Source organism: Achromobacter sp. NPDC058515, assembly GCF_042721735.1.
GTDB lineage: Bacteria > Pseudomonadota > Gammaproteobacteria > Burkholderiales > Burkholderiaceae_B > Achromobacter.
The window spans coordinates 569618-596370 of record NZ_JBHXNI010000002.1 but is presented as its reverse complement, the minus strand read 5'-3'; the positions used below and the strand labels follow the sequence as shown (position 1 = coordinate 596370).

25 protein-coding genes are annotated in these 26753 nt (G+C 69.2%); 13 read left to right on the top strand and 12 right to left on the bottom strand.

Annotated features, from left to right (window positions below; translation table 11 throughout):
• Positions 1–118: 118 nt before the first annotated feature.
• From ACFWP0_RS05995 to ACFWP0_RS05980, 4 genes are read right to left on the bottom strand one after another with little or no spacing between them, the layout of a single operon-like run.
• Positions 119–781: a DUF2894 domain-containing protein gene (locus tag ACFWP0_RS05995; protein ID WP_377840428.1), complete on the bottom strand. Its 663-nt coding sequence runs from the start codon at positions 779–781 to the stop codon at positions 119–121.
• Complete coding sequence (locus ACFWP0_RS05990) at positions 771–1421, bottom strand: OmpA family protein (RefSeq protein ID WP_377840426.1); 651 nt, start codon at positions 1419–1421, stop codon at positions 771–773. The genes ACFWP0_RS05995 and ACFWP0_RS05990 overlap by 11 nt, the downstream gene beginning before the upstream one ends.
• A complete protein-coding gene (locus tag ACFWP0_RS05985; protein WP_377840425.1) occupies positions 1418–4714 on the bottom strand; it encodes a DUF802 domain-containing protein in 3297 nt (1098 codons plus the stop codon). Before ACFWP0_RS05985 ends, ACFWP0_RS05990 begins: the two co-directional genes overlap by 4 nt.
• Positions 4715–4724: 10 nt before the next feature.
• Positions 4725–5507, bottom strand: a complete 783-nt coding sequence (locus tag ACFWP0_RS05980; RefSeq protein WP_377840423.1) for a DUF3348 domain-containing protein — start codon at positions 5505–5507, stop codon at positions 4725–4727.
• Between the two features lie 174 nt (positions 5508–5681).
• On the opposite strand from ACFWP0_RS05980, the gene ACFWP0_RS05975 reads away from it, so the two are divergent.
• The 7 genes from ACFWP0_RS05975 to ACFWP0_RS05945 all read left to right on the top strand — a co-directional run bounded on the left by ACFWP0_RS05975 (position 5682) and on the right by ACFWP0_RS05945 (position 14664).
• On the top strand, positions 5682–6236 hold the full coding sequence (locus ACFWP0_RS05975) for a M23 family metallopeptidase (protein WP_377840422.1): 555 nt from the start codon (positions 5682–5684) through the stop codon (positions 6234–6236).
• A gap of 107 nt (positions 6237–6343) precedes the next feature.
• The gene (locus ACFWP0_RS05970) at positions 6344–7573 is read left to right on the top strand and encodes a helix-turn-helix domain-containing protein (RefSeq protein ID WP_377840420.1); all 1230 of its coding nucleotides are present in this window, start codon (positions 6344–6346) and stop codon (positions 7571–7573) included.
• A 30-nt stretch (positions 7574–7603) separates the two neighbouring features.
• Positions 7604–8236 carry a glutaminyl-peptide cyclotransferase gene (locus ACFWP0_RS05965; RefSeq protein ID WP_377840418.1) on the top strand — a complete coding sequence of 211 codons (633 nt, stop codon included), beginning with the start codon at positions 7604–7606 and terminating at the stop codon, positions 8234–8236.
• A 196-nt stretch (positions 8237–8432) separates the two neighbouring features.
• Positions 8433–10628 (top strand): ferric-rhodotorulic acid/ferric-coprogen receptor FhuE, encoded by a 2196-nt coding sequence (gene fhuE, locus ACFWP0_RS05960; RefSeq protein ID WP_377840416.1) that lies wholly within the window; start codon positions 8433–8435, stop codon positions 10626–10628.
• Positions 10629–10896: 268 nt separating this feature from the next.
• Positions 10897–12021 (top strand): TRAP transporter substrate-binding protein, encoded by a 1125-nt coding sequence (locus tag ACFWP0_RS05955; protein WP_377840415.1) that lies wholly within the window; start codon positions 10897–10899, stop codon positions 12019–12021.
• A gap of 73 nt (positions 12022–12094) precedes the next feature.
• Positions 12095–12718 carry a TRAP transporter small permease subunit gene (locus ACFWP0_RS05950; protein WP_377840413.1) on the top strand — a complete coding sequence of 208 codons (624 nt, stop codon included), beginning with the start codon at positions 12095–12097 and terminating at the stop codon, positions 12716–12718.
• Complete coding sequence (locus tag ACFWP0_RS05945; protein ID WP_377840411.1) at positions 12715–14664, top strand: TRAP transporter large permease subunit; 1950 nt, start codon at positions 12715–12717, stop codon at positions 14662–14664. Before ACFWP0_RS05950 ends, ACFWP0_RS05945 begins: the two co-directional genes overlap by 4 nt.
• 8 nt (positions 14665–14672) lie before the next feature.
• Here the strand turns inward: ACFWP0_RS05945 and ACFWP0_RS05940 are convergent, their stop codons facing one another.
• Complete coding sequence (locus tag ACFWP0_RS05940; RefSeq protein WP_377840410.1) at positions 14673–15179, bottom strand: GNAT family N-acetyltransferase; 507 nt, start codon at positions 15177–15179, stop codon at positions 14673–14675.
• Positions 15180–15299: 120 nt separating this feature from the next.
• Here ACFWP0_RS05940 and ACFWP0_RS05935 point away from each other — a divergent pair, with 120 nt between their 5' ends.
• Positions 15300–15830 carry a MarR family winged helix-turn-helix transcriptional regulator gene (locus ACFWP0_RS05935; RefSeq protein WP_377840408.1) on the top strand — a complete coding sequence of 177 codons (531 nt, stop codon included), beginning with the start codon at positions 15300–15302 and terminating at the stop codon, positions 15828–15830.
• On the top strand, positions 15827–16624 hold the full coding sequence (locus ACFWP0_RS05930; RefSeq protein WP_377840407.1) for a DNA alkylation repair protein: 798 nt from the start codon (positions 15827–15829) through the stop codon (positions 16622–16624). The genes ACFWP0_RS05935 and ACFWP0_RS05930 overlap by 4 nt, the downstream gene beginning before the upstream one ends.
• A 24-nt stretch (positions 16625–16648) precedes the next feature.
• On the opposite strand, the gene ACFWP0_RS05925 is transcribed toward ACFWP0_RS05930, so the two are convergent.
• Entirely contained in the window at positions 16649–17458 is an 810-nt protein-coding gene (locus ACFWP0_RS05925; RefSeq protein ID WP_377840406.1) for a nucleotidyltransferase domain-containing protein, read from the bottom strand.
• Positions 17459–17493: 35 nt separating this feature from the next.
• A complete protein-coding gene (locus ACFWP0_RS05920; RefSeq protein ID WP_377840404.1) occupies positions 17494–18243 on the bottom strand; it encodes an SDR family oxidoreductase in 750 nt (249 codons plus the stop codon).
• 102 nt (positions 18244–18345) lie between these two features.
• Between ACFWP0_RS05920 and ACFWP0_RS05915 the strand changes: the two genes are divergently transcribed.
• Together ACFWP0_RS05915 and ACFWP0_RS05910 are read left to right on the top strand one after the other, a co-directional pair.
• A complete protein-coding gene (locus tag ACFWP0_RS05915; protein WP_377840403.1) occupies positions 18346–19263 on the top strand; it encodes a LysR substrate-binding domain-containing protein in 918 nt (305 codons plus the stop codon).
• A gap of 68 nt (positions 19264–19331) precedes the next feature.
• Positions 19332–20132: a DUF169 domain-containing protein gene (locus ACFWP0_RS05910; RefSeq protein WP_377840402.1), complete on the top strand. Its 801-nt coding sequence runs from the start codon at positions 19332–19334 to the stop codon at positions 20130–20132.
• Here ACFWP0_RS05910 and ACFWP0_RS05905 read toward each other — a convergent pair.
• Positions 20123–21034 carry a LysR family transcriptional regulator gene (locus ACFWP0_RS05905; RefSeq protein ID WP_377840400.1) on the bottom strand — a complete coding sequence of 304 codons (912 nt, stop codon included), beginning with the start codon at positions 21032–21034 and terminating at the stop codon, positions 20123–20125. The two genes, ACFWP0_RS05910 and ACFWP0_RS05905, sit on opposite strands and share 10 nt — an antisense overlap.
• A gap of 107 nt (positions 21035–21141) precedes the next feature.
• On the opposite strand from ACFWP0_RS05905, the gene ACFWP0_RS05900 reads away from it, so the two are divergent.
• Positions 21142–22350, top strand: a complete 1209-nt coding sequence (locus ACFWP0_RS05900; RefSeq protein ID WP_377840398.1) for a CynX/NimT family MFS transporter — start codon at positions 21142–21144, stop codon at positions 22348–22350.
• A 67-nt stretch (positions 22351–22417) separates the two neighbouring features.
• Entirely contained in the window at positions 22418–23086 is a 669-nt protein-coding gene (locus tag ACFWP0_RS05895) for an HAD family hydrolase (RefSeq protein WP_377840396.1), read from the top strand.
• Positions 23087–23105: 19 nt separating this feature from the next.
• On the opposite strand, the gene ACFWP0_RS05890 is transcribed toward ACFWP0_RS05895, so the two are convergent.
• From ACFWP0_RS05890 to ACFWP0_RS05875, 4 genes are all read right to left on the bottom strand, one after another.
• On the bottom strand, positions 23106–24065 hold the full coding sequence (locus ACFWP0_RS05890) for a DMT family transporter (protein WP_377840395.1): 960 nt from the start codon (positions 24063–24065) through the stop codon (positions 23106–23108).
• A gap of 75 nt (positions 24066–24140) precedes the next feature.
• A complete protein-coding gene (locus ACFWP0_RS05885) occupies positions 24141–25010 on the bottom strand; it encodes an AraC family ligand binding domain-containing protein (RefSeq protein ID WP_377840393.1) in 870 nt (289 codons plus the stop codon).
• 9 nt (positions 25011–25019) lie between these two features.
• Positions 25020–26291, bottom strand: coding sequence for an RNA polymerase sigma factor (locus ACFWP0_RS05880; RefSeq protein ID WP_377840392.1), 1272 nt, complete (start codon positions 26289–26291; stop codon positions 25020–25022).
• Positions 26288–26695 carry a VOC family protein gene (locus tag ACFWP0_RS05875; RefSeq protein WP_377840390.1) on the bottom strand — a complete coding sequence of 136 codons (408 nt, stop codon included), beginning with the start codon at positions 26693–26695 and terminating at the stop codon, positions 26288–26290. Before ACFWP0_RS05875 ends, ACFWP0_RS05880 begins: the two co-directional genes overlap by 4 nt.
• Positions 26696–26753: the final 58 nt, after the last annotated feature.

Sequence of the window (26753 nt, the reverse complement as noted above, 5' to 3'; positions counted from 1 at the left end):
CTCACACGGGTGTCAGACACCTGGCTTGCAGACATCCTCCGCTGATGGGTGTCTGACACCCTTGAGGCGTTGCCGCAGGCTGACGGTTGTCTCACTCGGGTGTCTGACACCTGGCTTGCTAGCGAGCCTTGCCGCGCGCGGTTTTCTTGGCGGCGCCGGCGCGCGGCGCGTCCTTGGCCGGCGGCGCGGTCGCCGCGGCCATCTGTTCCATCCACATCAGCGCATCGGTGTACGACAGGAACTGCTGCAGGTACCCCGGCGACAGTTCGCGCATCAGCGACAGGGCGCGGTGCACGAGCTGGTTGGAGTTCAGCGGCCCCGCGTTCTTGTGCACCTGCTCTTGGGACTGGCGCACCTGGCGGTCGGCGCTGACCCGGGACCAGACGGCCCGGAAGTAATCGAGCATCTGCACTTCGGGGTAGCCGGCGCGCAGGCCCATCGCGTCGTCGCGGCCGGCCGGGCCATTGCCGTCCGCCGAGGCCGGGTTGGCGATGTCGTCGATCAGCGCGGCCAGCGGTCCGCGTTCGGGGGAGGCCGGCAGGCCGGCCGCGCCGGGCTGGGCCGCGGCGCTGTCCAGGTCGGCTTCATACGCCTGGATCAGCCTTGCCAGCTTTTCGTCCAGCAGTTGCCGGGGCTGGCCGCTGTACGCGGCGGCGCGCCGGTCCAGCGCGTCCATGAAATGGAAGCGGACGGGATTGACGCGGTCGGCGCCGCATTCGCGCCAGAGGTCCAGCGTCGCGCGCGCGTCCAGCAGTTCTCCGCGGGTGCCGTCACTGCTCACGCGGCTTTCCCATGTCGTTGGACGGCTTGGGGATGGGCGTGATTTCCACCCGGCGGTTCCTGGCCCGGCCTTCCTCGTCGGCGTTGGACGCCACCGGCTGCTCGGCGCCAAAGGCGGCCGCGAACACGGCTGAAGACGCGACGCCCTCGTCGATCAAGGCGCGGGTCACTGTCAAGGCGCGCTGGGCCGAGAGGTCCCAGTTGTCCGCAAAGCGGCGGTTGCCCTCGCGCACCTGCTGGTCGTCGGTGTAGCCGCTGACCATCAGGATCTCGTCGTGGGATTTCAGGTACGCGGACAGCGGCTCGATCAGGCTCTTCAGGATCTCGCGGCCTTCGGGCTGCAACTGATCGGAGTTCAGGGCGAACAGCACGCTGCCGCTGATGCCGATGCGGCCGTTGATCAGCGTCACGCGGCCGGCGGCCAGCGGGCCCGCCAGCGCCTGCTCCAGCGTTTCCCGCCGCTGCGTTTCCGCCTGGCGCTGCTTGACCTCTTCTTCCAGCTGGTTTGAAAGCTGCAACTGCACGGCCACCACGCTCACCAGGATCAGGACGAAGGCGCCCAGCAGCACCGACATCAGGTCGCCAAAGACAGCCCAGGCCGGCGCTGTCGGCTCCACGCCGCCGTCGATGTCCTCGCTCATGCCGCTTCCACTCCGGCCGCGGCGCGCTGGCTGGCGAGCTGCTGCAGGTTCTCGACGATCTGCTTCTGCGACATCATGCTCAGGTCAACCACCTCGCGGGCCTGCGCCACGTAGTAGGCAAGCTGCTCGTCGCCGCGCGCGATGGACTTGTCCAGCGCGGCTTCGATGCGCTGCAGGTGCGCCATCAGCTTGTCGTTGGACTCGCCGAAGGACTGCACCGCCACGCCGAAGGATTCGCCCAGGCTGGCCACTTCCACGGCGCTGCTGGTGACCAGCGCGGCCACGTCGGTCAGCTTGCCGGTTTCGGCGTCGACCTTGTCGGTGAATTGGGCGCCCACGCGCTCCAGCATGTCCGCCGACGACGCGACCAGCGCGTCCACGGCGGTGCGCTGCTCGGCGGCGGTGTGGTTCACGGCGTCCAGCAGGGTGCCCAGCGTTTCCAGCAGGCGGTTGCGTTCTTCCAGCATCTCGTTGTCGCGCACCATGCTGTCGGACAGCTTCTGGCGCAGCTCGCCGATGACTTCGGCGGCGGCGCGCGGGGCCTCGGACGCGGCCTGCACCAGGCGGCCGATCTCGGCGATGGTGTCGCTGGCATGCGCCTGCGTCTGGGACGTGATGTCCTGCGCCGTCAGGGCCAGCGTGTCGCAGATCTGCTGCTGCTGGCTGGCGGTGGTTGCGCCCGCCTGTTCCCATTCCGCGCGCAGCGCGTCGGCCATGGCGGCGAGCTTGCCGGTCCAGGCCGCCAGGCGCGTTTCGTCCTGGGCCGACAAGGCCGCTTGCAGGTCCGCATGCGACTGGTCCAGCGTCTGCAGCAGCGCCGCCGAATGTTGTCCGAAGGCGGCCGCCGCGGTTTCCAAAGCCTGGCGGTTGCCGGTGGCCAGTTGTTCGCCGACCTGTTCCTGGCGCGCTTGCGCGTCGGTCCAGGCTTGGGTGACGCTGCCGGCCGCGGTTTCCAGGCGGGTGGAGACGTTCTCCAGCAAGCCGGCTTGCGCCTGCGTCTGGGCCGTGATGTCGCGCGCGGTCTGGGCCAGCGTGTCGCTGATTTCCAGTTGGCGGATGGCGGCCTGCGTGCCGGCCTGTTCCCAGGCTTCGCCAAGCGTGGCGGCCATCGTTGCCAGCGTGCCGGTCCAGGCGGCCAGGCGTTCCTGGTCGCGCGAGGCCAATGCCGCCTGCAGGTCCGCGTGCGACTGGTCCAGCGTGCGCATCAGCGATTCGGCATGCTGTCCGAACGCCGCCGCGGCGGTTTCCAGGGCCTGCTGGTTGTCGCTGGCCAGCTTTTCGTTGGCGCTTTGCTGGCGCGACTGCGCGTCGGTCCAGGCCTGCGTGACGCTGCCGGCCGCGGTTTCCAGGCGGGCGGACACGTTGTCCAGCAGGCTGGCTTGCGCCTCGGTCTGGGCCGCGATGCCGCGGGCGGTCTCGGCCAGCGTGTCGCTGATTTCCTGCTGGCGGGCCACGGCATGCGTGCCGGCCTGCTCCCATTCCTGGCTCAGCCTGGCGGCCATCGCGCCCAGCGTGCCGGTCCAGGCGGCCAGGCGTTCCTCGTCGCGCGAGGCCAATGCCGCCTGCAGGTCCGCGTGCGACTGGTCCAGCGTGCGCAAGAGCGAGGCCGAGTGCTGCTCGAAGCTGGCGGCGGCCGCGGTCAGGGCTTGCAGGTTGTCGCCGGCCAGCTTCTCGCTGGCCTGCTCCTGGCGGGACAGCGCCTGCGTCCATTGATCCGACACGCCGTTGGCCGCGGCTTCCATGCGCGCCGACACGCCTTCCAGCAGGGCGGCTTGCGCCGCGGCCTGGGTAGTGATGTCGCGCACGGTCCGCGCCAGGGTTTCGCTGATTTCCTGCTGGCGGGCGGCGGCTTGCGCGCCCGACTGTTCCCATTCCTGGCGCAGCGTGGCGCCCATGGCGCCCAGCGTCTCGGTCCAGGCGGCCAGGCGCTGCTGGTCGCGCGACGCCAGTTCCGATTGCAGCGCCGTGTGCGATTGGTTCAGGGTGCGCAAGAGCGACGCCGAATGCTGCTCGAAGCTGGCGGCGGCGGCAGTCAGCGCCTGGAGGTTGTCGCCGGCCAGTTTTTCGCTGGCTTGCTCCTGGCGGGACAGCGCGTGGGTCCATGCCTCGGACAGGTTGCCGGAGGATGCTTCCAGGCGCGCGGAGACGCCGTCCAGCAGGGTGGACGAGCGCTGCTCGAAGGTTTGGGCGAACCGGTCCAGCGACGCGCGCAGGTCCTGGGTCATCGCTTCGCTGGCGCGCTGTTGGCCCGCCACCGCCTGGGCCCAGATGCCGGCGACGTTCGTGGTCGTGGCCTGCAGGCCCGTCGTCAGGCCGTCCAGCTGCTGCCGCACGGCCTGCGCCACGGTGTCCTGCAGGGTAGCGGTCTCGCGCGACAGGCTGGCCATCGTCGCTTCCACCACCGGCTGCAGGGCCTCGCCCGCCGAGCGCGCGCTATGCGCCACGCTTTCCTTCATGGACTGCTCCATGACGGACGCCAGGCGCGCGTAGGCCGCCTCGGCCTTGCCCTGGAACACGTCCTGGCTGGCCAGTTGGCGGTCGTTCAGCGTCTGGCTTTGCTGCTCCATGCTCTTCATCATGGCCTGCAGTTGGCCGACCAGCGTCGGCATGGCTTCGGCCTGGCGCTGCATGACTTCGGCCTGGCGCTGGAGCAGCTTGAAGGACTCCTCGCGCTGGTAGCTTTGCGAATAAACGCGCAAGGTGGTCGCGGCCTTGCTGTCCAGGAGTTGCGCCGCGTGGACGCGGTCGCGTCGGCACAGGGCGGCCAGCAGGCCCAGCATGGCGGACGTGGCCACCCCGGCGATCGAGGTGCCGAAGGCAAAGCCCAGGCCCTTCACGGGCGCGGCCAGGGATGCCCGGATGGCGCCCAGGTCCGTGGCGCTTTCCAGCGCCAGGCCGGTGCCGCGCAGCGTCACGACCATGCCCAGGAACGTGCCCAGCATGCCTAGCAGCACCAGGAGGCCCACCAGATAAGGGGCGAGCGCCGGCCCGGGCAGGCCCACGCGCTCGCCTTCGACGCGCAGGCGCGCCGCGTTGCGCAGGCCGGCGGGCAATTGGTCCAGCCAGGAACCCAGGCTGCCCGGCGCTTCGGACAGGCCGGACACGGCCCGCGTGAGCGATGAGGTGGCCTGCTGGTAGCGCAGCAGGTCCCATGCGCCCGCCAGATAGCAGACGCCGATCAGCAGCGTGACGGCCAGCGCCAGCGGGTTGGTGCCCGCATAGCCCGCGCCGATCCAGCCCACGACGGCCAGACCGGCCAGGAAAACAACGAAATTGATCAGATACTTGGACATAGTGTCCCGGTTAGCTGGCGCGAAGGGCGGCAAGCAGCCCTTCGACCGGTTGTAAACGAACATCCAATTCGGCAAGCAGGATGCTGCGCATGTCCTTGCGGAACGTGTCCAGCCATGCGCCCGCGGGCGCCGCCGCCGCGGGCGTTTCCTCGACGGGCGCCTCGGACCCGGCTGGCGCTTCGGCGCCGGCCTGCGCCTTCGCCAACGCCGCTTCCTCGGCCAGCCGCAGACGGTCAAAGTGACCCTGCAGCAACTTGGGAATCGCGCCCAGCAGGGCCCGTTCCTTGGGCAGCAGGGCGCGGTCCATGATGGCGTCCACCACCGCCAGGCGCGTCATTTCGCCATTTCTGGCCGCCACCATTCCGCGCAGCCGGCTGCGCAGATTGCCAATGCTGGTTTCCATCGTGTGCTGCAACGACAGATAGCGCTGACGAAAATTCGAGTAATCGGCGTCGGCCAGCGCCGCCGGCTTCTTCACCGGCGCCTGCCCCGGCGTCAGCCGCTTGGCGGCCGTGGCCGCGGTATCGCTGGCGATGGCGTCGGCCAGCGTGGTCCGGACGCGCGCGCACTCGCGCTCTTCGGCGCTGCTGAACATGCGCGCGCCGGGCGCAATCACCGGCGGGCTGGTGTTCAGGGCCGCGGACAGCGCGATCGCGTCCGTCCAGCCAAGCCACTGGCTCAGATGGTCAGAAAGCGATTGCCGGGATTCCTGGACATCGGCATCCGTCAGGCGAGTCAGCAAGCGAATGAGCGTCGGGCCGCTTAAACCTGTGCGCTGTGGGGCTTGCAACATACCACCAGAGTCAAAAAGGGGGGAGTTTACACGCTGCGGCGGCCCGACAGGGCGTGGGAAGGGGGGCGGACGGCGGGCTCGGGAGAAAAAAGGGGCCGCATCATCGCCGGCCGCGCAACACTGTGACGGCCGCCTTGGGGGGAACCGCCGCGACGCCGGCACGTCGAACCTTTCATGGACGCCCGCACCCCACTGCGCATTGCCCGACGCCTGCTCGTTCTTGCCGCGCTGGCCGCGATTGCCGTCTGGGCCTGGCCGCGGCTGCCCGACGCGGCCCGCGCGCCCTGGCACATGGCGCGGCTGGCCTGGCAGGAGGCGCCCGCCTATCTGCCGGTGCCGGTGCAAGGCATTGCGCCCTTTCGGCTGGCCGATACGTGGGGCGCGGCCCGAGCCGACGGACGCCGGCACGAGGGCATCGACATCTTCGCCGCGCGGGGCACGCCAGTGCTGTCCACCACCGAAGGCGTGGTCACGCGCGTCGGCGTCAACAATCTGGGCGGCCAGGTGGTGTGGGTGATGGGTCCGGGCCGCCAGATGCACTACTACGCGCACCTGGACGGCTACGCCGACATCCGCCGCGGCCAGCTGGTCGCGCCCGGCGACGTGCTCGGCTACGTGGGCAATACCGGCAACGCCAGCGGCACGCCGCCGCACTTGCACTACGGCATCTATGCCGCCGGCGGCGCGCTCAATCCCTATCCCTTGCTGAAGGCGTCCGCGCCGCTGTAGCCCGGCACCCGTCCGATGCCGGCCGTCACGGCATCGGAAGGCCAGGCGCATTGGTGTAGATTAGTTTTCTGACCAGGCGCCGGGAGTGACCCCGTGAGGGAATTTTCATGGATTTTCTGATCGCATCCGCGGCGCGCGCGCTGGCCGCTGGCGACCCGCTGGCTGCCCTGAACCACGTGGCGCTGCGCGACGACGCGGCGGCGCTGGCGCTGCGGGGCATCGCCATGGCGCAACTGGGCGACTTCCTTCGCGCCCGGACCTTGCTGCGCGCCGCGGCCCGCGCCTTCGGCCCGAAAGACGCCGCCGCCCGCGCCCGCTGCGTCGTCGCCGAAGCCGAGATCGCGCTTGCCTCGCGCGACCTGGGCTGGCCCGAAAAGGCGCTGGAGGCCGCGCGCGCCACGCTGCTCACGCGCGGCGACCTGGCCAACGCCGCGCACGCCCGCCAATTGCAGGCCCGCCGCCAGCTTCTGATCGGACGGCTGGACGAGGCCGAACGCGCGCTTGCCGGATTGGACCCGGACTCCTTGCCGCCCGCGTCCCGCGCCGTCCATGAATTGATCGCCGCCGGCATCGCCATGCGCCGGCTTCGCGCCAAGGCGGCGAGGGCGGCGCTGGCCCGCGCCGGCGCAGCCGCCCGCCAGGCCGGCATCCCGGCGCTGGCGGCGGAGGTGGAAACGGCGTCCCTGGCCCTCGAATCAACCGCGGCGCGGCTGATCGCGCGGGGCGACGAGCGGCCCTTGTCGCTTGCCGGCGTCGAATCCTTGCTCGCGTCCGGGACGCTGGTCGTGGACGCCTGCCGCCATGCCGTGCGCGGCGCGGACGCGGCGATTCCGCTTGCCAGCCGCCCGGTGCTGTTTGCGCTGGCGCGCGCGCTGGCCGAAGCCTGGCCCCAGGACGCGCCCCGGGAAACGCTCATCGCGCAGGCCTTTCGCACCCGGTACTTCGACGAAACGCACCGCGCGCGCCTGCGGGTCGAGATCGGCCGGCTGCGCGCCGCGATCCGCGCGCTGGCCGGCGTCAGCGCAACGAAGCGGGGCTTTGTGCTGGAGCCGGCCGCCGGCCGCCAGGTCGCCGTGCTGGCCCGGCCGGCAGAAGACCTGCAGGCGGACCACGAGGCCGTGCTCGCTTTTCTGGCCGACGGCGAATCGTGGTCCAGCTCGGCCCTGGCGCTGGCGCTCGGCGCCAGCCAGCGCACCGTGCAGCGGACGCTGGACGCGCTGTCCGCGGCCGGCAAGGTGCAGCCCCTGGGGCGCGGCCGCGCGCGCCGCTGGATGATGCCGCCGGTGCCCGGTTTCACGACAAGCTTGTTACTCCCGGCGATCCTGCCCGGCAATTAGCATGGACGAACCAACTCAAAGGACGCCACCATGAAACGAACGCAAGCGCAGATCATCCGGGAATATGGCCCTTTCCCGGGCATTGATACCGTGCACGGGCTCACGTATGACGGCAAGCAGGTGTGGTTTGCCACCGGAGACAGCCTCGTCGCCCTGGACCCGGCCACCGGCGCGACCTCCCGGTCGCTGAAGGTCGTCGCCAACGCGGGCACCGCGTTTGACGGCAAGCACCTCTACCAGATTGCCGACGGGCGCATCCAGAAGGTGGACCCGGAAAGCGGCAAGGTGCTGGCCACCATTCCCTCGCCCGGCGGCGGCAACGACTCCGGCCTGGCCTGGGCCGACGGCAGCCTGTGGGTGGGCGAGTACCGGCAGCGCAAGATCCACCAGATCGATCCCGGCACCGGGCGCGTGCTGCGCACCATCGCTTCCGACCGCTTTGTCACCGGCGTGACCTGGGTGGACGGACAACTCTGGCACGGCACCTGGGAGGAAGGCGAAAGCGAACTCAGGCGCGTGGAGCCGGCGACGGGTGAAGTGCTGGAAGCCGTCGAGATGCCCGCGGGCACCGGCGTGTCGGGGCTGGAGTCCGACGGCGCCGGGCAGTTCTTCTGCGGCGGCGGCGAAAGCGGCAAGGTGAGGGCGGTGCGGCGGCCGGGCTAGGAGGCGTTGCCAGAAGTTTTTGGGCAAGGGGCCTCCTGAACCCATCGCGGGCGCCCGAGGCTAGGCCATGACGGGGGCTGTGTAAACAGGGTCATGTCACTATGGCCATAACGCAACATTACATGGATATGAGAAGTATTTGCATTTAAACTTCGTGCCGATTTGTCGTTCCCGTTTCAATTCGGTAGGAAGCCACATGCAAGATCACCGGCCAGGCGGCCGCAGCCCATTTGTTCAACGTCGTTTCGTGCTGCGCCGCACGTCCGGTCTGGTTCTTCTGGCGTTTGCCTCGGGCGCAGCGATGGCGCAGGACGGCGGCGTCGCCACGCTGCCCACCGTGCAGGTGGTGGGCGATACCGCCAGCACCACCACGGAAGGCACGGGCTCCTATACGCCCCGCGCCACGACGGCCGGCACCGGCCTGTCGCTCTCGCTGCGCGAGACCCCGCAGTCGGTCACCGTCATGACCCGCCAGCGCATGGACGACGAAGACATGCGCTCGCTGGCCGATGTCATGGGCAGCACGCCGGGCATCTCCGTGCAGAACTTCGACAGCGAACGGTACTCCTTCAATTCGCGCGGCTTCAGCATCAGCAATTACATGTATGACGGCATCCCCACGTCGTTTGACGTGGGCTACGCGGCCGGCGAGTCGTCCATTGACCCCATCATCTACGACCGCGTGGAAATCGTGCGCGGCGCCACGGGCCTGATGACCGGCGCCGGCAATCCGTCGGCTTCCATCAACCTGGTGCGCAAGCATGCCGACAGCCGCGAGTTCAAGGCCGACATGAGCGTGAGCGCCGGAACGTGGGACACCTATCGCGCCACGGTCGACCTGTCCACGCCGCTCAATGCCGAGGGCAGCGTGCGCGGCCGCATCGTTTCCGCCTACCAGGACAACCATTCATTCCTCGACCACTACGAGAACCAGAAGAAGGTGTTCTACGGCGTGGTCGACGCGGACCTGACTTCGCGCACCACCATGAGCGTCGGGTTCAATTACCAGGACAACGATCCGCAGGGCAGCAGCTGGGGCGGGTTCCCGCTCTGGTACGCCGACGGCGGCCGCACCGACTGGCGGCGGTCGTTGAACACGGGCGCGAAATGGACGTCGTGGGGCAGCACGACGCAGGGCGCCTTCGCCAGCCTGGAACACCGCTTCGACAACGAATGGCGCATCCAGGCCGTGGGCTCCCATTCCAAGAACGAAATGGATGCCAAGCTGCTGTACCTGTACGGCTGGCCCGACCGCACGACGGGCGAAGGCATGGGCGCGTCGCCCGCGTGGTACCTGGGCGACCGCAAGCAGAACAGCCTGGATCTCAAGGCGTCCGGGCCGTTCACGATGTTCGGGCGCCGCCACGAAGCCGTCGTGGGCGCGAGCTTCAACCGCCAGGACGGCGATTTCGATTCCCGTTCGCCGCTGTCCGTCGCGGAGGTGGGCAATTTCCTGAACTGGAACGGCTCCTATCCCGAACCCGACTGGAGCGACACGTCCGTCACCGCCAGCCGCTACACCACCACGCAGACCGGCTGGTACGGCGCCTTGCGCCTGAACCTGGCCGATCCGCTCAAGCTCATCGTGGGCGGGCGCTACAGCACCTGGAAGACGAATTCGGTCGGCTTCGGCGGCGAGGGACGCTCGGAATTCGACAAGAACGCGTTCACGCCGTATGCCGGCCTGCTGTACGACATCAACGACACGTACACCGCCTACGTCAGCTACACCGGCATCTTCAACCCGCAGAGCTACCAGGACCGCAACGCCAACTGGCTTGATCCGCTGGAAGGCAAGTCCTACGAGGCGGGCATCAAGGGCGAGTTCCTGGAAGGGCGCCTGAACGCCAGCGCCGCCGTGTTCCAGATCGACCAGGACAACGTCGCACAGGCCGATCCCGGCCAGATGGTGCCCGGCACGACCAACCAGGCCTACACGGCGGCGCAGGGCACGCGCAGCCGCGGCTTCGACCTGGAGGTCTCGGGCGAGGTCACGCCGGGCTGGAACGTGGCCGCCGGCTGGTCCCACTGGACCGCAAGCGACGGCGCGGGCGATGCCATCCAGACCGACCAGCCGCGCAGCCTGGTGCGCGTGTTCACGACCTACCAGCTGCCCGGCGATTGGAACCGCCTGACCGTGGGCGGGGGCGTCAACTGGCAAAGCAATGTCTACACCATCGCCAGCGGCCCCAACGGCGACGAGCGCGTGGGGCAGGGCAGCTATGCCATCACCAACCTGATGGCCCGCTATCGCTTTAACCGCAGCCTGTCGGCGCAGTTGAACGTGAACAACGTGTTTGACCGCAAGTACTACAGCCAGATCGGCTTCTATAGCCAGGGGGCGTGGGCCGCCGGCAGAAGCGCCATGCTGACGATGCGCTATCAGTATTAAGGCCTGCGAATGACGCGCAGGCGGCCGCGCAATGCGGCCGCCAGGCCAGTACCGCTACTGGCCTAGTCCTTTCTCTAGGGTAATTCCTGACTAAAAGCTGATTGTCAGTACTTAGTCAGGAAGGTTTAATCACTGCACAGTTGCGCGTCGAGCGCACCAGGCGTTTCACCCGGAACCGGGAGCTCGCAGCAGGCGTTTCCATCCCGCTTCCACGCAGGAGTAGTAACTACAAGCTGGTCCGTGTAGTCCACCCAGGAGACAACAAGCCATGCAACACGTTACAAAACCCCGCCGCAAGTTCATCTCCGGCGCTGCCGTGGCCGGAGCCGCAGCGCTTGGATTTCCAGCGGTCACCCGCGCGCAGAACGCGCCCATCTCTTTCCGGTTCCAGAGCACCTGGCCCGCGACCGACATCTTCCACGAGTTCGCCCGCGACTATGCGGCCAAGGTCAACGAGATGGCCGGCGGCCAGCTGAAGATCGAGGTCCTGCCCGCCGGGGCCGTGGTCAAGGCGTTCGACCTGCTGGACGCGGTGTCTGCCGGGACGCTGGACGGCGGCCACGGCGTGGTGGCGTACTGGTATGGCAAGAACACGGCGGTGGCGCTGTGGGGCTCGGGGCCGTCGTTCGGGATGGACGCCAACATGCTGCTGGCCTGGCACCAGTACGGCGGCGGCAAGGAGCTGCTGGTCGAAATCCAGAAGGCCATGGGCGTGAACGTGGTGTCGCTGATGTACGGGCCGATGCCGACCCAGCCTTTCGGGTGGTTCAAGCGGCCGATCACGAAGGTGGAGGAGGTCAAGGGCGTGAAGTTCCGCACCGTGGGCCTGGCCATCGACATGTACACGGCGATGGGCGCGGCGGTGAACGCGCTGCCCGGCGGGGAAATCGTGCCGGCGCTGGACCGCGGGCTGCTGGACGGCGCCGAGTTCAACAATGCGTCGTCGGACCTGGCGCTGGGCTTTCAGGACGTCTCCAAGATCTGCATGCTGCAGAGCTTCCACCAGAGCGCGGAGCAGTTCGAGGTGCTGTTCAACAAGGCAAAGTACGACGCCTTGCCCGAACACCTGAAGCACATCCTGAGCTACGCGGCGCAGGCCGCCAGCGCGGATATGTCCTGGAAGGCGGCCAACCGCTATTCGCAGGACTACATCAAGCTGCAGAAGGACCACAACGTCAAGTTCTACAAGACGCCGGATGCGATCCTGCAGCAGCAGCTCAAGATCTGGGACGAGATGATCGCCAAGCGGTCGGCCGAGAACCCGCTGTTCAAGAAGGTGCTGGATTCGCAGCGGGCATTCGCCGAGCGGGTCGGGCGCTGGCACGGGGACACGTCGGTCAATTTCCGCATGGCCTACAACCACTACTTCTCGCGCAGCACCAAGCCGGCCTGACGCAATCCTCCGCCGTGCCCGCGCGCCGCCATGCCGGCGCGCGGCGCTCCTTGCGTCTTGACCTGGACCTTCGATGATCCGAATCGTACGCTTCATAGACCGCATCTCCACGTTCGTCGGGAAGACCTTTGCCTGGTTGATCGTGGCGCTGACGCTCCACGTTTGCTGGGAAGTCGCGGCCCGCTACATCCTGAACCAGCCCAGCGCCTGGGCTTTCGACCTTCAGATGATGTACTACGGCATCCTGTTCATGATGGCGGGCGCCTACACCCTGGCCAAGAACGGGCATGTGCGCGGGGACATCCTGTACGGCTTCCTGCCGCCGCGGGTGCAGGGCGGGCTGGACCTGGTTCTGTTCATCGTGTTTTTCTTTCCGGGAGTGATCGCGCTGGTGTGGGCGGGCTGGTACTACGCCGGCTACTCCATCGCCATCCGCGAGCACTCGTCGCTGATGGCCAACGGGCCGCCGATCTACCCCTTCAAGGCCTTCATCCCGATTGCCGGCGCCGTCCTGCTGCTGCAGGGCGTGGCCGAGGTCATGCGCTGCATTCTCTGCCTGCGGCAGGGCGCTTGGCCGTCGCGCGAAGAAGACGTCGAGGAAGTGGACGTCGACAAGCTCAAGGAGATGGTGCATGTGAAGGACGAAGACATCGCCCAGCTCGACCGCTATGTGAAACCCGAGGAGCCCCAGCGATGAAGATCCACAAGGCATTGTGGTTTGGCCTGTCGTGCATTGCGCTTGTGGTGCTGATGATTGCGTTCCTGACGCCGTGGGATGACCTCACCACCGGCCATATCGGCCTGCTGATGCTGGCGCTGATCGTCGTGGCCATCATGCTGGGCTTTCCGACCGCGTTCACGCTGATGGGCATGGGGGTGCTGTTCACCTTCCTGGCGTACTACATGCAGAGTTCCGATCCGGGCCGTTCGCTGGGGCAGACGCTGGACCTGATGGTGCAGCGCACGTACGCCACCATGACGAACGATTCGCTGATCTCGATTCCGCTGTTCGTCTTCATGGGCTATCTGGTCGAGCGCGCCAACCTGATCGAAAAGCTGTTCAGGTCGATGCACCTGGCGCTGGCGCGCCTGCCCGGCGCGCTGGCGGTAGCCACGCTGGCGACCTGCGCGATCTTCGCGACGGCAACGGGGATCGTCGGCGCGGTGGTGACGCTGATGGGCCTGCTGGCCATGCCCGCCATGCTGAAGGCGGGCTACAGCGTGCGCCTGACGGCCGGCTCCATCACGGCGGGCGGCTGCCTGGGGATCCTGCTGCCGCCGTCCGTGATGCTGATCGTCTATGGCGCGACCACGGGCGTGTCGGTGGTGCAGCTGTATGCGGGCGCGCTGTTCCCCGGCATCATGCTGGCCATTCTGTACATGGTCTACGTGATCATCGTGGCCAAGCTGCGCCCCGACATGGCGCCGCCGCTGCCCATGGAAGAGCGGGGCGTGCCGTTGTCGCCCGAGTCCGCCAAGCTTGCGGCCGGCCCGTACACGCGCGCCGTGTCCGGCATGCTGGCCGCCATGTTCAAGGGCAGGCGCAACCACGGCGTGCCGTTCGGATTCCTGCTGCGCAACCTGGTGATGGCGCTGGCGCCGCTGGCCGTTACCGTGCTGATGGTGGCGGTGGTGCATCATGCGCTGACGCGGCCGGCCGTGGTGTACGAGATTCCCGCCGAGCTTCGGCTGGGGGCGAGCGACTTCGATTCGGGACTGGCCGAGCCGCCCTCCGGCGGATTGGCCGAGCCTCCCTCGAACGAGCTGGCCGAACCGCCGTCGAGCGACCCCGCCGCCGCGCCCGGCGTGAGCGAACCGCCGGGAACGCCGGCCGCGCCGCCTGCCGCCGCGCCCGCACCCGCGGCGCCCGCGGCGGCGGACACCTCCATCGCCGCGCCAACCGGGTTCTGGATATTCGCCGGAATATGCGCCGTGATGCTGGCCGTGTTCTATGCGGCGCTGACCTGGGCGCGGCTGGAAATCTTCAAGATGCTGATGGCCTCGTTCTTCCCGCTGGCGGTGATGATCGCGGCGGTGCTGGGGTCGATCGGCTTCGGGCTGGCCACGCCCAGCGAGGCCGCCGCCATGGGCGCCATGGGCGGCGCGCTGCTGGCCCTGGCGTACCGGCGCCTGAACCTGCCGGTGCTGCGGGAATCGGTGTTCCTCACGGCCAAGACCAGCGCGATGGTGTGCTGGCTGTTCGTGGGGTCTTCGATCTTCTCGGCCGCTTTTGCGCTACTGGGCGGCCAGCGCATCATCGAGGAATGGGTGCTGTCGCTGGGACTGACGCAGATCCAGTTCCTGCTGCTGGCGCAGGTCATCATCTTCCTCTTGGGCTGGCCGCTGGAATGGACCGAGATCATCGTGATCTTCATGCCGATCTTCGTGCCGCTGCTGAACACCTTCGGCATCGACCCGCTGTTCTTCGGGCTGCTGGTGGCGCTGAACCTGCAGACGGCGTTCCTGTCTCCGCCGGTGGCCATGTCGGCCTTCTACCTGAAAGGCGTGTCCCCGCCGCACGTGAGCCTGAACCAGATCTTCCTGGGCATGATGCCGTTCATGGGGATCCAGGTGGTCGCGATCTTCCTGCTGTACATGTTCCCGGCGATCGGGATGTGGCTGCCGACGGTGCTGTACCGGTAGGGCTGCGCTTATCGTGGCGCGGGTTCATGTGGCCGCGGCAGCGCATAGACGGCGGTGCCGCGGCCATAGTGCTGCGCGTGCGCGCTGAAGGCGAAGCCCAGCTTTTCCAGGACGCGCGCCGACGCGTGGTTGTCGGGCCAGACCACGGCCACGAGTTCCGGCGCGTCCAGCCTTTGCCATGCGTAGTCGCATAGCTGCGCTGCGGCCCGGGTGGCGCAGCCCAGTCCCCAGGCGTCCCGGCACAGGCGATAGGCGAGCTGGATGCGGCCGGTGTCTTCAAGCGGCGTCAGGCTGACCCAGCCAACGGCTTTTCCGTCCGCGACGATGGCCCAGTGACCGATGTCCGTTTGCGGCTCGTTCAGCCACGCCAGCAATTCCCGCCGGCGCGCTTCGTCGGCGGGCTTCACGCCGGTGCTGTGGCGCATGACTTCGGGGTCGGACTCCATGGCAAGCATCATGGGCACGTCGGATTCCTGCAGGCGGCGCAGGGTCACGCGAGGGGAGGCAGTGGGCATGGGCGGCGGGGCTATCCGGAAGGGACCGGAATCGATGATACCGGGTTGGGGCCCGCGCTTGCGCGAAAATAGTTAGCCACCATACTATATGGCGGTCAATGATTCCCCGGACGCAATCTCATGCCCGACATGTCGCCCATGCTCGAACCCAAGCACCACGCTCTGCTGAACGAGGCCGACCGCCGCGGACTGGCGGCTACGGACGGGATCCGGCTGTGCTTCCAGGTGCTGGCGCTGGCCGGCGCCATCGACCGCGATTGCGCGGCGCGCCTGGCGCCAAGACAGTTGTCGGAAGCAAAGTTCGTGTTGCTGTTCCTGCTGCACGGCGAGGCGCAAGGGCTGTCCCCCCATGAGCTGGCCGAGCGGGCCGGCGTGACGCGGGCGACGGTCACGGGCCTGGTGGACGGGCTGCAGCGCGATGGCTTTGTGCTGCGCGAGGCCGGCCAGGAAGACCGCCGCAAGGTCGTCGTGACGCTGACCGGCAAAGGCAGGACGGCGGCGGCGAAGCTGTTCAAAGAGCACACTGCCTGGATCGGCTCGTTGTTCGCGGGCCTGAGCGGCGCGGATCAGCGGCAATTGGGCGAGTTGCTGACGCGGGTGTGGCGCGCCACCGATGCGGGGCGCGCGTCGACGACGGGAGCAGGGCGATGAGCAAGGCGATCGGCAAGAAGATCCCGGCCGCCGCAAAGCCGGCGGGGCGCGGGGTGAAAGACATCAGCGCCGCGCGTCTGGCGCAATTGAACGCGGGCGAGCCGGCCACCACGCTGACGGAGTGCCTGGCGGTGGACTTTGCGGCGCTGATGCGGGCGGTGGCGCCGAAGGTGGGCGCGGGAGGCCTGGCGCTGATGCAGGCGGAGGCCGCCACCGGAATCTCCAGGCGCATGGCGCTGGCGGCGCGGATTCTGCTGGACCGCCTGGGGCCCGAGGCGCTGGCGGGGATGCAGGCGCACGGGTCGGACACGGCGCGCGGCTGGGCCTGCTTCATGGTGGGCGCCATGCCGGGCCTTTCAGTAGAAGCGCGCCTGGACCTGATCCGCCCCTTGGCCGACGACGCGCATTTCGGCGTGCGCGAATGGGCCTGGCTGGCGGTCCGGCCGCAACTGGCGGCTGAACTGGAAACCTCGGTCAAGCGCCTGCGCCCCTGGACCAGGGATGCGTCGGAGCGGGTGCGGCGCTTTGCCAGCGAGTCCCTGCGCCCGCGCGGGGTGTGGTGCGCGCACATCGCGGCGCTGAAAGCCGATCCCGCGCTTGCGCTGCCGCTGCTGGAGCCGCTGCGGGCGGACCCCGCCGTCTATGTGCAGGACTCCGTGGCCAACTGGCTCAACGACGCCAGCAAGGACCGGCCCGACTGGGTGCGCGAGGTCTGCGCGCGATGGCTGGCGGGCAAGCCCGCGGCGGCAACCGAACGCATCTGCAAGCGCGCGCTGCGTTCGGTCGGCGCCTAGGAAGACCGGCGGTCCGGCCCGGGATCAATAGCTCAGCGGCGCGCCCGTGACGACTTCGTACAGGAAGCGGTCCAGCGTTTCCGTCAGGCCGTCGGGCCGGTCGAAGTACGGCGCCTTTTCCAGCTCGGGCAGCGTGGTTTCGATGTAGGCGTGGATCAGCGGATACCGAGGCCCGTGCTCGGCTTCGCCCGCCGCCATCTTGATGGCCAGCAAGTGGTTGATCTCGTCGCGCAACGCGGCGTCGGTGATCATCGCGTCGGCCAGGTCGGCAAAGCGCATCGGCGGAATGCCGCGTCCTGCGTCGATCCATTGCGCGGCCAGGATCGGCCGCAGGACATACAGATATTTCTTCGGGCGCACGGTGTCGCCCTGCAACGACTCCCTGAAGTTGCGTCCGGCCATCGCCACGTAGTGCCAGCGGCCCTTGGTGCTGGAGAAATACTCGGTGCGGAAGTGGCGCAGCCAGGCGCTGACGGCCTCGTCCTGGCTGTAGATCACGGGCGAATCCAGCCACTCGAACAGGGTGGGGTTGGAGGCGCGCAGCAGTTGCAGCGACTTGCGCAATTCCCAGCCGGACACGTCCAGTTCGTCGTCGATGGGAAGCTCGATGACGTCGCGCTGCGGGGCGACGCGCAAGTACCAGTCCAGCTTGTGCACATACAGGAAGCGCACGTCGTAATCGCTGTCGGGCGAGGGAAAGCCCCAGCCGCGGCTGCCGGATTCGCAGGCGAGCAGCACGCGGACGTCGTGGCGCCGCTCGATGCCTTGCAGGGTGGCCATGACGCGCTCGCGGATGGCGGGATCGATGGGATGGGCATGCAGGATGGAAGTCATGTGGGAATCCTAGCACTGCCCGCCCGCGTCGTCCTTCATAGCTGGCTCATCCCGCCGTCCACGATGATCTCCGTGCCCACGATGAAGGCGGATTCCCGCGCAGCCAGGTGCAGCACGGTGGCCGCGATTTCCTGCGGCGTGCCGAAGCGGCCCAGCGGCACCTGCGCCTGGATGCTGGCCGCGGTCTTCTTCAGCGTGTCGGCATCCAGGCCCAGCTTGTCGTAGATCGGCGTGGCGACCGGCCCGGGGCTGACGACGTTGACCCGGATGCCGCGTGGCAGCAGTTCGGCGGACAAGGTCTTGGCCAGCGAGATCAGGGCGGCCTTGCTGGCGGAATAGATGGAAGACGCCGGCATGCCGATATGGGCGTTGATGGAGCCGTTCAGCACGATGGACGCGCCGGCGTTCAGCAGGGGGTCCAGCGCCTGGAGCTGGAAGAATACGCCCTTGATGTTGGTGTTGAAGGTCTGGTCCCACAGGTCTTCGGTGGCCTCGGACAGCGTGGCGAACCGGGCGACGCCGGCGTTGATGAAGACGGCGTCCAGCCGCGCGCCGGCGGCATCGAGCGCGTCGGCCAGGGCGGCGGCCGCGCCGGGGGCGCCGACGACGTTCTGGATGGCCAGGGCGTTGGCGCCCAGCGTGGCGCGGGTCCTTGCCAGCGCGGCGGCGTCGCGGCCGGTGACGATGACGCGGGCGCCTTCGGCGGCGAAGGCCTCGGCCGCGGCCAGGCCGATGCCGCTGGTGCCGCCGGTGATAAGGACGGTTTTCTGTTCAAAGCGGTTCATGACGGATTCCTTTGGGGTGAGCGATCAGGTGTAGTCATGGTGCGCCTTGGCCGGCGCTTTGTCGTACGATCTTTCGGACGAACACGTTCGAAGGAATTGCACATGTTGAGCCCGAATGAACTGGCGCTGCTGGAGGCCATCCGCGACAGCGGCAGCCTGTCGCGCGCCGCGGCGAAGCTGGGCAAGGCGCCGTCCTCGGTGTCGCACGCCGCCAGGCAGCTGGAAGAACGGTTCGACGCCCTGCTGTTCGACCGCCGCCGCTACCGCCTGCAATTGACGCCGGCCGGCCAGTTGCTGGCCGGCGAGGCCGGGCGGCTGATGCAGGACGTGGCGCGCCTGACGCAGCGCGTGCGGCAGGTGGCCAGCGGCTGGGAGGACCGCCTGCACATCGTCAGCGACGAGATCCTGGAATTCGAACTGATGGCGCCGCTGATCCAGGACTTTGACAAGCTGGATTCCGGCGTGACCTTGCGCTTCACGCATGAGGTGCTGGGAGGCACATGGGAAGCGTTGCGCGAAGGCCGGGCGGACCTGATCGTGGGCGCGACGAACGAGCCGCAGGCCATGCCCAACCTGCAGTGGGCCGAATTGGGCGTCATGGAGTGGCTGTTCGCCGTGTCCCCGCGCCACCCGCTGGCCAAGGCCAAGGCGCCGCTGCGGCAAGACCAGATCCAGCAGCATCGCGCCGTGGTGGTGGCCGACACCGCGCGCGGGGCGGCGCTGCGGGGCTACGGCGGGGTGGGCGGACAGGCCACCCTGGCCGTGCCCAGCATGCGCGCCAAGCTGCTGGCGCAGCGCGAGGGCCTGGGCGTGGGGTGGGTGCCGCGGCACCGGGCGGCGTCCTTGCTGGCGCGCGGCGAACTGGTGGAAAAAGCCACCGAGACCCCGCGCGAGCCGAACCTGCTGTATCTGGCCTGGCGCGGCGACCATGAAGGGCGGGCGCTGCAATGGTGGCTGGAGCAGTTGCGCCGGCCCGGGATGGCGAGCGCCTTGATGCGGGGGGTGGACGCGTTCAGGTAGCATTGGCCGCCGGGCGCCTGCCCAGACGCCAGCGCCCGGCATACGAATCTGCAGTCGAGGAGACGGGCATGGAAGAGACAAGACAGGAAACCCCCCTGAACTGGGCGTCGCTGGTCGACGACCTGAACAAGCTGCTGCGCCTGAAGACCACGGTCATCGGCATGAAGCTCTACGAGCGCGAAGCCGACATGGCCGGCGTCAAAGGGCTGCGGCGGCCCCAGGCCACGCATACGACGGATCAGATCGTGGGCATGGCGGCGCGCCTGGGCTGGACGGTGGGCATCACCGGCGACGACCTGGTGGGCTCGCAATGCCGCGCCGTCATCGGCCTGGGCCCGCAGGACGAAGCCTGGAAGAGCGGCAAGGACTACGTGGGCGTGTGGCACGCGACCGAAGCGGACGCCCGGGCCCGGCAGGAGGCCCTGTCCTGTGTGCCGGCGGGCAAATACCGGGCGATGGTGGTGTCGCCGCTGGCGTCGGGCCGGCTGGACCCGCCGGATATCTGCCTGGTGTACGCGACGCCGGGGCAGATGATCATCCTGATCAACGGCCTGCAGTGGAAGAACTACCGGCGCTTTGACTGGAGCGTGGTGGGCGAGACGGCCTGCGCGGACTCCTGGGGCAGGGCGCTCGCCACCGGCGAGCCCAGCCTGTCCTTGCCCTGTTTCGCCGAGCGCCGCTACGGCGGCGTGCCGGACGAAGAGATGCTGATGGCCTTGCCGCCACGCTATCTGCCCATTGCCATCGAGGGCATGAAGGCCCTGTCGGCCAATGGCTTGCGCTATCCCATCGCGCCCTACGGCATCCAGAACGATGTGCGGGCGGGCATGGGCGTGAGCTATGCGCAGCCGCCCAAGGCTCAAGGCTGATCCGGGTCGCGCAGCGCCGCCGCGAGGGCGCGCGCGGCGGGGCCCAGCGGCTGGTCGATGCGATGCGCAAGATAGGTTTCCGTCGCGACCTGGCTGTCGCGGCCCAGGCTGCCCGTGGGCAGGCGCAGCAGCCGGCCTTCGGCCAGGTCGCGCTCCACCTGCCACAGCGGCAGCCGGCCCCAGCCGACGCCGGCCAGGATCAGCGCATGCTTGGTGTCCTGTCCGCTGACGCGGCAGGTCTGCGGCGACAGGACGGCGAAGTCGCGGCCTTCGGTCAGGGTGGAGGGATCGGATTGCACGATCTGCAGGTGGTCCGCCAGTTCCGGCGCGGCCAGCGCGGCGCGCGCCTGCACGCCTTGCGCAAGCGGATGCGCGGCGCCGACCACGGCCACCATCTGCACGGATCCCAAGGCCTGCACCGCGATGCGGGGATGGCGGAAATGCTCGCCCGCGAGGATGCCCAGCGTGTGGGTGCCGGCCAGCAGCGCCTCGACCGGCCCGCCCAGGGGCAGCACCGAAATGCGCATGGCCACGGACGGGTAGGCCGCCCGCATGCGGTTCAGCGCGGCGCCCACCTGCGCGATGGGAAACAGTGTGTCCACCGCCAGCGACAGCTCCAGCTCCACGCCTTCGCCCAGGCCCAGGGCGCGGGCGCGCATGGCGTCCACCCGCAAGAGGATGTCGCGGGCATTGGCCAGCAGGGCCTGGCCCTGCGCGGTCATGACGGGACGGTGGCCGCCGCGGTCGAAAAGCGGCACGCCCAGCTGCGCTTCCATGTTGGCGATGGCGTGGCTGACCGCCGATTGCACGCGCGACAGCCGGCGGGCGGCGGCGCGAAAGCTGCCGGTATCCGCCACGGCGGCGAACACGCGGAGCTGGTCCAGGGTCAGGGCGTCTATCATCGGGCAGGCTGATCTATTTATTCGATCAAGTTCGTCAAAAGATTATCACTTATCAGGATAGGTTCCGGCGGGCATGATGCCGGGATCGTGGACCAGGCGAGGACGGGATGGACAAGGTTGAAAACACGCCGGCGGCGGACCGGGCGGCGCAAACGCGCTGGGGCGCGGTGCTGGCGATCGTCGGGGCGGGAGTGGTGGCCGCGCTGCAGGTCGGCAAGGTGATCATCGCCGCGCCCTTGCTGCGCCGGGACATGGGGCTGGACATGGCGTCCATCGGCACGCTGACGGCGGTGTTCTCGGTTCTGGGCATGCTGGGCGGCATTGCGGCGGGCGGGGTGATTTCGCGCTTCGGCGCCAGGCGCATGCTGCTGCTGGGCCTGGCGGCGACGGCCGTGGGCACGGTGACCGGCGCGCTGGCCCCGGGGTATGGCGTGCTGCTGGGCTCGCGGGTGATCGAAGGCCTGGGCTTCCTGATGATCACGGTGGCGGGGCCGGCGGCCCTGCAGCGCATCGTGTCGGCGGGCAACCGGGATTTCGCCTTTGCGCTCTGGAGCTGCTACATGCCGGCGGGCATGGCGGTGGCCATGCTGGCGTCCCAGGCCTTTGGCGACTGGCACGCCTACTGGTGGTGCGCCGGCATCGCGGTGGGCGTGGCGTTGATCTGCGTGGCCCTGCTGGCGCCGCCCACGCCGGCCGGGGCCAGGCTGTCCTGGCGCGGCCTGCGCCAGGACACGGCGGACACGCTGGGCGCGGCGGGGCCGGTGCTGCTGGCGCTGTCCTTCACGCTGTACAGCCTGATGTTCTTTGCGCTGTTCACCTTCCTGCCGGTGCTGCTCACTGAGCAGCTGGGATTGCCGCTGGCGACGGCGGGGCTGTACAGCGCGATCGCCAGCGCCGCCAACATCATTGGCAACCTGGGCGCGGGCGTGCTGCTGGCGCGCGGATGGCGGCGGTCCACGCTGATCGCCTGCGCCAGCGCGACGATGGGCGCGGTGGCGCTGCTGATCTTCGGGTCGGCGCTGCCGGCGATGCCGACGTTCCTCTTGTGCGTGCTGTTCTCGGCCGTGGGCGGGCTGATCCCGGCCACCTTGCTGGGCACCGCGCCGCTGGTGGCGCCGCGTCCGGCCCTGACGGCCGCCTCGGTGGGGCTGGTGATGCAGGGCAGCAACCTGGGGCAGGTGATCGGGCCGGTGGCGGTGGGCGGCGCGATCGACCGCTACGGCTGGTCGTCCGCGGCCTTCATCGTGGCGGCGGCGGGCCTGGGCGGCCTGGCCATCGCGTGGCGCCTGCGGCGGGTCAGGACGGCGCGGCTTTAGGCGGGCCGCGGCTCAAGAATCGTCATGAAGCAGGCCTATCATGGAGGGACTTCCCAATGGAGCTTCCATGCAAACGTCTGCCCCCCGCCTGGTCATCTTCGATTGCGACGGCGTCCTGATCGACAGCGAAATCATCGCGGCGCGCGCGCAGTCGCGCGCGCTGGCCGAACACGGCATTGCCATCACGCCCGAGGATGCCGCGCACCGCTTCGCCGGGATTCCCGACGCGGACATGTGGCAGACCCTGCAAGCCGAAAACGCCTGCTCGCTGCCGGAGGGCTTCGCGCGGCAATACGCCGACCGCCTCGCGCACACCTTCCGCCAGGAATTGCGGGCGCTGCCCCATGTGCATGAAACGCTCAAGACGCTGCGCGAGCGCGGGCTGGACATCTGCGTGGCGTCCAGCAGCACGCCGCCCAAGCTGGAGGCGGCGCTGAAGCTGGTGGGCTTGTGGGACGAATTCGCGCCCAATGTCTTCAGCACGGCGCAGGTGGCTCGCGGCAAGCCGGCGCCCGACGTGTTCCTGTTCGCGGCGCGGCAGATGCGCACGGCGGTGCTGGACTGCGTGGTGGTCGAGGACAGCGTGCCGGGCGTGCGCGCCGCCCGCGCGGCGCGCATGCGGGCGGTGGGCTTCGTGGGCGCCTCGCATAGCGGCCCGGAGCAGCGGCAGCGCCTGCTCGACGAAGGGGCTTTCGAGGTCATCGACGACCTGCGGCGGCTGCCGGACGTGATCTAGCGGCCACGCAGGCAGGGTCTCACGCCGCCGCCGGCAGCGGCTCGGGCTTGACCCGCACGGCGCGCAGCACGCCGACGACCAGGCAGGCGATGCCGGCCAGGGTCAGGGGCTCGGGCATGGCGCCGCGCAAGATGAAGGCATAGGCCAGCGCGGCCAGCGTTTCAAACACGATCAGCTGGCCGGCCAGGGCGGTGGGCAGGCGCTGGCTGGCTTCGTTCCAGCACAGCGTGCCCAGCCAGGAGGCGAACAGGCCGATGGCGATCATCAATCCCAGGAAGACCTCCGGACGCGGCCCCAGCGGCATGGCGAACCCGCTGCCCGTGGCCGCCATGCCGATCCAGAGCAGTCCATAGCCCGCCAGCGCCAGGGGCAGGGTGGCCACGCCCTGGGCGGTGGCCCAGGTGCGCGGACTGCGGCCTGGGTGGTCGCGCAGCCAGTCGGCGTTGCGCAGCGGATACCAGGTCCAGCACGCCACCGCGCCCAGCGCGAGCAAGGCGCCGATGGCGTAGCGCGACATGTCGGCGTCGGCGTCCTGGCGCAGGGCCTGCAGCTCGACCTGGTTCACGCAGGCGATGCCCAGCGCGATGAGCGCCAGCGACGGCGCCAGGCGCTTCCAGGGCAGCTTGCCGTCGCGCCGGGCGTTGCGCAGGTTGGCGCAGACGGCGATGACCACGGGCAGCGTGCCGATGATCATCGTCGGGACGGGGCCGCCGGCGCGCTGGATGGCGCTGGCCAGGCACAGGTAATACAGCAGGTTGCCGATGGCGGCCAGCTTGACGGCCTCGATCCAGTCGGCGCGCGTCAGCAGCCGCAGGTTGCGGCGGTCCAGCCAGGCCAGCGGCAGCGCGATCAGGCCGAACGCCAGGTAGCGCGCCACCGACTGCAGGGCCGCCGGATACTCCGGCAGCAGCAGGGGCCCGACGAACACCAGCCCCCACATCAGGCCGGCGGCCAGGGCGTAAAGGGTTCCAGCCCACATACATCTTGCTCCAGGTCACGAACGCCGCAGTCTAGCCAGGGCGCGCCGGCCGGGTCTTGTACCAGATTGCGCCGCCTACGCGCGCACCTGCTTCTGGTAGCGCGCCGGCGTGACGCCATAGCGCCGCGAGAAGGCGCGCGTCAGATGGGCCTGGTCGGTCAGGCCCGCGGCAAGCGCCACCTGGGCGGGCGCCTGGCCGGCCGCCAGCAGGCGCTTGGCCTCGAACAGCCGCAGCGCCATCAGCATCTGCTGCGGCGTGGCGTGGTGGTGCGCCTGGAAGCTGCGCAGAAAATGGAAGGGGCTCAGGCCGGCCACCGCCGCCAGCTCGTCCAGGGTCAGGCGGCGCGACAGGTGCGCGCGCAGGTAGTCGATGACGGGGGCGAAGCGCGGCGCGCCTTCGGCCTGCGCGGGGCGCGGCACCTGGGCATGGCGGCGGAACTCGCCCAGCAGCATGAGCAGGGCGCTGTCGAAGGCCAGCGGTTCGCGCGCGCTCCAGAGGGTGTCGAGCAGCGCGGTGACGCGCCGCGCGCCCGGCGCGTCGTGGCCGACGGCGGCGCCGAACCACCAGCCGGCTTCCCCGGTGACGCGCGCCGCGACGTCCGGGTCGATATAGGCCATGCGGTAGCGCCAGCCGCCCTCGGTTTCGGCGCGTCCGGTGTGCAGTTCGTCGGGATTCATCAGCACCACCGAGCCCGAGGGCGCCAGGTGGTCGGCGCCGCGATAGCGGAAGCGCTCCACGCCGGATTCGATGGCGCCCAGGCCGAAGGCCTCATGGGTGTGGGGCTCGAAGGCGTGCCGGACGATGTGGGCGCGGTACAGCTCCACGCCGGGCAGGTGCCCCGCATGCCGGAACTGCGCGCGGTCGTTGGGATGGTCGAACGCGGCCGGCACGCCCTTCATGCCGGGCGCACCCGGGTCGGACGAGGCGGCGTCGGCGGGATGCATGCCTGGAATTTAAGCACACGCCCGCGCCCGCTCCAGCAGCAGTTCACGTTCGCGGGCGTTGCGCGTCATGCCGGCCGCGCGCTCGAATTCGGCGCGGGCTTCGGCGTTGCGGCCCAGCTTGGCGAGCAGGTCGGCGCGCACGCTGGGCAGCCAGTGGTAGTTGGCCAGCGACGGGTCGGCCGCGAGCTGGTCGGCCAGGTCCAGGCCCGCCTGCGGGCCGAACGCCATGCCGACGGCCACGGCGCGGTTCAGTTCGACCACCGGCGAGGGCATGGCCTGGGCCAGGGCGTCGTACAGCGCCACGATGCCGCGCCAGTCCGTGTCGGCGGGCGTGCGCGCCCGCGCGTGGCAGGCGGCCAGCTCGGCCTGCAGCGCATAGGGGCCGCGCGGTCCGCCCAGGGCGTCCGAGCGCGCCAGCGCCGCGATTCCGCGCCGAATCAGCAAGGGATCCCAGCGGGTGCGGTCCTGATCCATCAGCAGGACCGGCCGGCCCTGCGCATCGGTGCGCGCATGCAGGCGCGACGCCTGCAATTCCATCAGCGCGACCAGCCCGTGCACCTCGCTGTCCGCGGGCGTCAGTTCGGCCAGGATGCGGCCCAGGCGCAGGGCCTCGTCGCATAGCCCCGGGCGCATCCAGTCGTCGCCGGAGGTCGCGGAATAGCCCTCGTTGAAGATCAGGTAGATGACTTCCAGCACGGAGGCCAGGCGCGGCGCCCGGTCCGCGGCCGCGGGCACCTCGAAGGGCACCTTCGCCGCCGACAGGCTGCGCTTGGCGCGCACGATGCGCTGCGCGATGGTGGATTCCGAGGCCAGGAACGCCCGCGCGATCTCGCCCGTGGACAGCCCGCCCAGCAGCCGCAGCGTCAGCGCCACGCGCGCCTCGGTGGACAGCAGCGGATGGCAGGCGGTGAACACCAGGCGCAGCAGATCGTCGCCGATATCGTCCTGGCGCGCCGCGTCCAGCGCGTCGACGAAGTCGGGCTCCACGTCGGCCTGCAAGGCTTCCAGCTCATGGCCGATCTGTTCGTGCTTGCGGGTGTGCAGGGCATCGAGCCGCAGTCGGTCACGGGCGCGGTTTTTCGCGGTGGTCATCAGCCATGCTCCGGGATTGTCCGGGACGCCGGCCTCGGGCCAGCGTTCCAGGGCGGCGACCAAGGCATCCTGCGCCAGCTCTTCGGCCAGCCCGACGTCGCGCACCAGGCGCGCGACGCCGGCGATGACGCTGGCGGCTTCTATCCGCCAGACCGCCTCGATGGCGCGATGCGTGGCGGCCTGGGTCATGCGTCCGGCGCGCCTTCGGGCACCATGTACAGCACCTCCCAGATGTGGCCGTCCAGGTCCTCGAAGCCATGGGCATACATGAAGCCGTGGTCTTGCGGCTGGCGCGGCGCGGCGCCGCCGCCGGCGATCGCCCGGGCGACCAGGTCGTCGACTTCGGCGCGGCTTTCGCAGGACAGCGCGATCAGCACTTCCGTGCTTTTCGTGGCGTCGGCCACGGGCTTGCCGGTAAAGGTCTGGAAGTAGTCCTTGACCAGCAGCATCGCGTAGATGTTGTCCCCGATGATCATGCAGGCGCCCTGGTCATTGGTGAAGTCGGGGTTGAAGGTAAAGCCCAGGCGCTTGAAGAAATCCTGCGACTTCTGCATATCGCTGATGGGGAGGTTGACGAAGATCTGCTTGTGCATGGCGTGTCTCTCTTTAGTTTGTGGCCTGGGTTTTCAGCATGATGGCGTCGGCCTGGGG